Annotated in this window: 7 protein-coding genes; 5 read left to right on the top strand and 2 right to left on the bottom strand. The window is 58.0% G+C overall.

Translation table 11 applies throughout. The features are described from left to right. The first annotated feature begins 224 nt into the window (after positions 1-224). Both IM271_RS19180 and IM271_RS19175 read left to right on the top strand, forming a co-directional pair. Positions 225-770, top strand: a complete 546-nt coding sequence (locus IM271_RS19180) for a YfaZ family outer membrane protein (protein WP_028015391.1) — start codon at positions 225-227, stop codon at positions 768-770. Then, the gene (locus IM271_RS19175) at positions 770-1,090 is read left to right on the top strand and encodes a hypothetical protein (protein ID WP_028015390.1); all 321 of its coding nucleotides are present in this window, start codon (positions 770-772) and stop codon (positions 1,088-1,090) included. Before IM271_RS19180 ends, IM271_RS19175 begins: the two co-directional genes overlap by 1 nt. 44 nt (positions 1,091-1,134) lie before the next feature. On the opposite strand, the gene IM271_RS19170 is transcribed toward IM271_RS19175, so the two are convergent. Then, a complete protein-coding gene (locus IM271_RS19170) occupies positions 1,135-2,505 on the bottom strand; it encodes an NAD-dependent succinate-semialdehyde dehydrogenase (RefSeq protein WP_193053015.1) in 1,371 nt (456 codons plus the stop codon). A 151-nt stretch (positions 2,506-2,656) separates the two neighbouring features. Between IM271_RS19170 and IM271_RS19165 the strand changes: the two genes are divergently transcribed. Genes IM271_RS19165 through IM271_RS19155 form a run of 3 tightly spaced genes read left to right on the top strand, consistent with a single transcriptional unit; the run spans position 2,657 to position 5,382 of the window. Next, on the top strand, positions 2,657-3,400 hold the full coding sequence (locus IM271_RS19165; protein ID WP_048999302.1) for an AraC family transcriptional regulator: 744 nt from the start codon (positions 2,657-2,659) through the stop codon (positions 3,398-3,400). Between the two features lie 47 nt (positions 3,401-3,447). Continuing rightward, entirely contained in the window at positions 3,448-4,101 is a 654-nt protein-coding gene (locus IM271_RS19160) for a LysE family translocator (RefSeq protein ID WP_193053014.1), read from the top strand. A 3-nt stretch (positions 4,102-4,104) separates the two neighbouring features. After that, the gene (locus tag IM271_RS19155) at positions 4,105-5,382 is read left to right on the top strand and encodes a DUF445 domain-containing protein (protein WP_028015387.1); all 1,278 of its coding nucleotides are present in this window, start codon (positions 4,105-4,107) and stop codon (positions 5,380-5,382) included. On the opposite strand, the gene IM271_RS19150 is transcribed toward IM271_RS19155, so the two are convergent. Beyond that, entirely contained in the window at positions 5,363-6,226 is an 864-nt protein-coding gene (locus IM271_RS19150) for a LysR substrate-binding domain-containing protein (protein ID WP_028015386.1), read from the bottom strand. The two genes, IM271_RS19155 and IM271_RS19150, sit on opposite strands and share 20 nt — an antisense overlap. Positions 6,227-6,319 lie beyond the last annotated feature (93 nt).

Genomic DNA, 6,319 nt, shown 5'->3' with positions numbered 1-6,319 from the left:
TCACTATCCCTGCCTCGTTCAGATTTCGTTTAGTCAAAAAATTAAACTTTTCCTCAACACCTGAAATTTGCGCGTTGACACACCGACAACCCAACTTAAGCGTTACAAATAAAGATAAAAGAATTAACAATTACAGCATGAAAAGTCGATTTGCATCACATTTGCAGTCATAAACATCGCTTGTTAAGGTGCCCCCAGATTAATTTGATGATGAGGCACGAAACATGAAAAAACTGAACATTCTTCTTCTTTCTGCACTGACCGCCATCTCGGGTTCCGCACTGGCAATGGGCGGCAGCATTGAGCAGGGTAAAAACTTTACCAACCTCAACCTGGAAATGGGCAAATCCTCATCCGGTGTTTATCTCGAAAGTAACTGGCTGAAAAACACCGACGACGGTACCCAGACCGGTGGCGTGGGCGCAGGTTACAACCTGGAAGTGGGCCCGGTGATGCTGAATGCGGGCGCAAAAGCCATCTACATCGGCCCGAAAAAAGGCGATAACGGCGTGGCCTTCCCGATTGGCGGCGGCGTAAACGTTGCGCTGACCGACAGCATCCACGTCTATGGCGAAGGCTATGCGGCACCAGAAGGCCTGAACAACAGCGTGAAAAACTACGTTGAAGCTAACGGCGGCGTAAGCTGGACCCCAATCAAACCGGTTACGCTGAAAGTAGGCTACCGCCACGTGAGCGTTGACGGTAAAGATGGTCGTCCAAACCACACCCTGATTGATGGCGCATATGTCGGCGGTGGAGTTAGCTTCTGATGAAACACCGCATTACCGCGCTTTGCGTTCTGAGCCTCACGCTGATGCTCACCGGCTGCGTCCAGTACAAATGGGTAAAACCGGGCGTGAGCGACGCTGAGATGAATAAAAAGCTTACGGAATGCGAAGCGCAGGCCCTGATCGATCTGCCTCCGGATAACGTGGTGACCGGTTCGAGCTCGGAAAAAACGGACAAAAAGAACAAGAAAAAGGATATTTCCACGAGCTACACGGTTGAAGACGCGAATGAATATCGCCGGGATACGTTAGTCGACAGCTGCATGTTCAAAAGCGGCTGGGACAAGATCGAAGTACAGTAATCAACTGAAAAAACCTGCCAACCGGCAGGTTTTTTTATTACCTCTTACTTACGCACCACCACCAGCTTCTGGTTCACAAACTCTTTGATCCCCAGATCCGACAGCTCGCGTCCGTAGCCGGAACGCTTCACGCCGCCGAACGGCAGCTCTGCTGCGGTATCGGTGAGCCAGTTGATGTACACCATCCCGGTCTCGATCCGCGACGCCATTTCCTTCGCGCGCTCGATGTCCTGGCTGAACACCGCCCCGCCCAGGCCGTAGTGGGAATCGTTCGCCAGCGCGACCGCCTCGTCGTCGTTTTTCACCACGTACATCTGCGCAACCGGGCCGAAGAACTCTTCGAAGTACGCCGGGTTATCGCGGGAGATATTCGTCAGGATCGTCGGTTCGAAGAAGCTCCCGTCGCGCTGCACCGGCTTGCCGCCAAAGTGCAGCGTGGCACCGTTTTTCACCGCCTCGTTAACCTGTTTGGTCAGCGTTTCCAGCGCATCTTTGGAAGAGAGCGGCCCCAGCGTGGTGCTCTCGTCCAGCGGATCGCCAATCTTCACCTGCTTAAACGCCTCGGTAAATTTGCTGAGGAACGCGTCGGCAATTTTCTCGTGCAGGATAAAGCGCTTCGCCGCGGTACAAACCTGCCCTGCGTTGTTGAGCCGCGCATTCACGCCAATCTTAACCGCTTTATCCAGGTCCGCGTCGTCTAACACCACGAAGACGTCGTTACCGCCCAGTTCGAGGGTCGATTTCTTAATGTGCTTCGCCGCCTGCGCGGCCACCACGCTGCCCGCCTTTTCAGAGCCGGTTAGCGCTGCGCCCTGCACACGATCGTCTTCGATGATATTCGCCACCTGTTCGGACGAGATAAACAGGTTCGTCCACGCCCCTTCCGGCGCACCCGCCTCGCGCACCAGATGCGCAAAGGTCTCGGCGCAGTGCGGCACGATGCTGGCATGCTTGGCGATAACGGGGTTACCCGCCGCCAGGTTTGGTGCCAGGACGCGCATCAGCTGGTAGTACGGGAAGTTCCACGGCTCGACGGCCATAAGCACGCCGATGGGGTGATGCTCCACCCACGCTTCCCCAAGTTCAGAGTCGTACTTCACCGGGGCGAGGAACTGCTTCGCGTTGTCGGCGTAGTAGCGGGCGATCTGCGCGCAAAGCTTCACCTCGCCGCGGCTCTGTTCGATGAGCTTACCCATCTCCTGGCTGGCGATTTTGGCCAGATCCTCCACGCGCTCGTCGATCAGGTCGGCAAGCTTATGCAGCACCGGCAGGCGCTGGCTGATGTCGCCTTTCGCCCATTCCGAATGGTAAAGCGCATCGGCCGCCTTCAGCGCCGCTTCGATATCCGCGTCGGTATGTGAGGGGTATTCTTTGATGAGCTGGTTAGTGGCAGGATTTACTGTCTGATAAGCCATATCGAATCTCCATGTTTTACCGCTTAGGGTATTAAGGGTAGTCAACATGACTGGCTGTGGACGTAAAGTTGGGTATATCCGGAAGGTTCTGAGTTAAGCAGTGCCGGACGGTTCGCTGACGTGGTATAAAAAACGTCCAGAAGGAGTTTCCATGACCGATACCCGACACGTTCGCCAGACTTTTCACCGCGCCAGGGGCCTTGAGCTGCGCAGCACCTGGCAGAGCACGCAGGCGTACAAACGCCACTGTCACCCTCAACTCTCCATCGGCGCGATTGTTGAGGGCCAGACCTGCTGCGTGTGTCATGACCAAGAGTACATTCTTCATCCCGGGGACCTCATTGCGATCCCGGCTTATGTGCCGCACAGCTGCAACCCCGTCGACGGGCAGCCGCGCAGCTACCATATGCTCTATATCGACACCGATTTTCCTCTGGCGCTACAGGTGATTCGTAACCCTGCCCTGTTTGCCCATTACCTGGACGTCGTTAAGACAATGTCTCCAGCGTCCGTGGAGGCGCTGCTTTCTGCCCTTCCCCGCTGCGCAGATAACGCAGACGCGCTTCGGCCAACCAGCCAGCAGGTTCAGGAGGCGTTTCTTTCCAATCTCACCAGCCCGCCCTCTCTCGACGAACTTGCCCAACGCTTCTCGCTGCGCAAGGAGACGCTGATCCGCACCTTCCGGCAGGACACCGGCCTGACGCCGGGCAGCTTCCTCAACATCTCCCGCGTGGAGTTCGCCAAAGCGCGGCTACGTGCCGGGGACGACATCGCCGACGTCGGCTACCAGAGCGGCTTTGCCGACCAGAGCCATTTTCATAAGACCTTCGTCAGCTATACCGCCGCCACGCCGCGCCAGTACGCCACGGGCCGATCAATATCAGACAATAAATAGGGTCTGCTGCGCCGTAGCCTGTCCTCAGATGGTTAACTGAGGTCGCTATGGAACTGTTCTTCCCTTCCGCTTTTCTCGCTCTGGCGCTGGCGCATTTTGTTGCGCTGTTGAGCCCGGGTCCGGATTTTTTCCTGCTTGTGGGCTACGCGGCGCGCTATCGGCTGCGCGGCAGCGCCGGGCTGTGCGTCGGCATCGCCGCGGGTAACGCGCTCTATATTGTTCTGGTGATTATCGGCTGGAGCGCGCTGCGCCAGTTTACGTGGCTGTTTACGCTTATCGAGGTATGCGGGGCGCTGTACCTGCTGTGGATCGGCTCGCATCTGGTGCGCAGCCAACCGCAGGCGCTGACGCTTGCAGAAACCCGACAGCGGTGCCCTTCTCTGATGAAGCAGCTCCTGCTGGGGCTGGGATCGGCGCTGTTAAATCCAAAAAATGCGCTGTTCTACCTGGCGCTGATGACGGCGTTACTCGGGCCGGACGTCACGCTGCTTCAGCATGCGACCTGCGGCGTCTGGATGGTGATGGTGGTGCTGGCGTGGGATCTGGCGCTGGTGTCGATGATGGGGCTATCGGCGGTGCAACAGAAGCTCAGCCGTTCGCTGTGGTGGATTGAGCGCACGGCGGGCGTGGTGCTGATGGGGTTTGGCGGGTGGGTGCTGTGGCGATTTTTGCACTTTTCCCCCGCTTCCCTCTATCCTTAACCCATGGAAAAAATCGCTGAACTCAAACGCGCCAAGCTGCTGGCGCTGTCGCTGCTGCTGATTGCCGCCGCGGCCTTTGTCACCACCCTCTTCCTGCCGCAGACCTTCTGGGTGCGCGGCGTCAAAGCCATTGCCGAGGCGGCGATGGTCGGCGCGCTGGCGGACTGGTTTGCCGTCGTCGCGCTGTTCCGCCGGGTTCCCATTCCGTTTATTTCGCGCCATACGGCGATTATCCCGCGCAATAAGGACCGAATCGGCGACAATCTTGGCCAGTTCGTGCAGGAGAAGTTTCTTGATACTCAGTCGCTTGTGGCGCTGATCCGCCGCTATGAGCCAGCGCAGATGATTGGCGCCTGGTTCAGCAAGCCCGACAACGCCCAGCGCGTCGGGCTGCATCTGATGCAGGTGATGAGCGGTTTTCTTGAGTTAACCGACGACGGGCGCATTCAGCGCCTGCTCAAACGCGCGGTGCATAAAGCTATCGACAAGGTCGATTTCACCGAAACCAGCGCCGTGATGCTGGAGAGCATGACCAAAAACAACCGCCACCAGGTGCTGCTGGACGCCATCATCAACCGCCTGATTACCCTGATTCAGCGGGAAAGCACGCGGGAGTTTATTGCCGATCAGATTGTCCACTGGCTCAAAACCGAGCATCCGCGCAAGGCGATGGTGCTCCCCACGGAGTGGCTGGGCGATCAAAGCGCGGAGATGGTGTCGAACGCTGTCAACACGCTGCTGGACGATATCAGCCACGACCGCACGCACCAGATCCGTCAGGCGTTCGACCGCGCCACGCTGAAGCTTATCGACAACCTGAAAAACGATCCGGAAATGGCGGCGAAAGCCGATAACATCAAGCACTACCTGAAAAACGATGAGGCGTTTAACCGCTATCTGGGCGAGATGTGGGCTGACCTGCGCCAGTGGCTGAAGGCGGATATGCAGAGCGAGGATTCGCGCGTGAAGCAGCGCATCGCCAACGCCGGGCTGTGGTTTGGCGAAACGTTAACAAACGACGCCAGCCTGCGCGCGTCGCTGAACGAGCATCTGGAGCAGGCCGCGCACCGCGTCGCGCCGGATTTCGCCGCGTTCCTGACCCGCCACATCAGCGACACGGTCAAAAGCTGGGACGCCAAAGACATGTCCCGCCAGATTGAGCTGAACATCGGCAAAGACCTGCAGTTCATCCGCGTCAACGGCACGCTGGTGGGCGGGACGATAGGCCTAATCCTGTTCTTACTCTCGCAAGTCCCAACGCTTATCCATTCAGCGTCCTGAGGATCAGCGCCTTCATGCTGGTAATAGCTGCATCGGGGGAGGCGCTCCCCTGATGCAGCGCGATTCCCAGTTCTCCTGCATCTGGCAGCAGGTGGCTGTCGATCCGTAACGTCTCGGGCAGACCAATACGCGTGCGGAGCGTAATACCCAGCCCCGCGCTAACTCCCGCCCACAGCCCGCTCAGGCTATAGCTGGTATAAGCGATACGCCAGGGAATACCTGCGGCATCCAGTGCCGCGATGGCCCGGCTTCGCAGGAGGCAGGGCGCGTCAAACATCACCAGCGGCAGCGGCTCACCTCGTTGCAGAAGGACCTCAATGTCCTCGCGGGACCGGCAAATCCATGCCAGCGGTTCGCTTCGCACGTAGTCGCCTTCTCGACCTTCCTGCCAGACCAGCGCCAGATCGAGTTCATTCGCCGCCACGCCGCGCAGCAGCGGCGGGTTGCGATCGACACGTGCCGTCATGCGAAGCTCAGGGTGTTGTCTGTGAAAATCGCCGAGGACCTTCGGCATCACGGACTCGCCAAAGTCCTCCTGCATACCCAGCCGTACCTCGCCCTGAAGCAACTCACCTCTGATAGCCCGGAGCGCTTCATCATTTAATACCAGCATGCGTCGGGCGTAGCTCAGCAGAATTTCACCCTCTCGGGTCAGTGCCAGCGTACGCCCCTGCTTAACGGTCAGAGCCACGCCACACTGCTGCTCCAGCTTTTTTAACTGGGCACTGACCGCAGAGGTGGACCGACACAGCCTGTCCGCCGCCTCGGCAAAACTGGCGGACTGGATCCCCTCCACAAAGCTGCGCAGCGCGTCCAGGTCTAATGCTGAAAAGCGTTTATCCATATCATCCTCATTTTCAGGACATTCAGTCCTGAACATTGCGATTTTATTTATGGTGGCAGCCTGCGAGAGTGATTTCCAGACGACAGGAGGAAT

It is taken from the genome of Enterobacter cloacae complex sp. I3 (assembly GCF_014896175.1).
Taxonomy (GTDB): Bacteria; Pseudomonadota; Gammaproteobacteria; order Enterobacterales; family Enterobacteriaceae; genus Enterobacter; species Enterobacter bugandensis.
This window is presented reverse-complemented; position numbering and strand designations above follow the sequence as displayed.

What these genes read in the sequence shown, in the direction of transcription:
- IM271_RS19180 (WP_028015391.1), top strand. Translation starts at nt 225, where the DNA reads ATGAAAAAACTGAACATTCTTCTTCTTTCTGCACTGACCGCCATCTCG.
- IM271_RS19175 (WP_028015390.1), top strand. Translation starts at nt 770, where the DNA reads ATGAAACACCGCATTACCGCGCTTTGCGTTCTGAGCCTCACGCTGATG.
- IM271_RS19170 (WP_193053015.1), bottom strand. Translation starts at nt 2,505, where the DNA reads ATGGCTTATCAGACAGTAAATCCTGCCACTAACCAGCTCATCAAAGAA.
- IM271_RS19165 (WP_048999302.1), top strand. Translation starts at nt 2,657, where the DNA reads ATGACCGATACCCGACACGTTCGCCAGACTTTTCACCGCGCCAGGGGC.
- IM271_RS19160 (WP_193053014.1), top strand. Translation starts at nt 3,448, where the DNA reads ATGGAACTGTTCTTCCCTTCCGCTTTTCTCGCTCTGGCGCTGGCGCAT.
- IM271_RS19155 (WP_028015387.1), top strand. Translation starts at nt 4,105, where the DNA reads ATGGAAAAAATCGCTGAACTCAAACGCGCCAAGCTGCTGGCGCTGTCG.
- IM271_RS19150 (WP_028015386.1), bottom strand. Translation starts at nt 6,226, where the DNA reads ATGGATAAACGCTTTTCAGCATTAGACCTGGACGCGCTGCGCAGCTTT.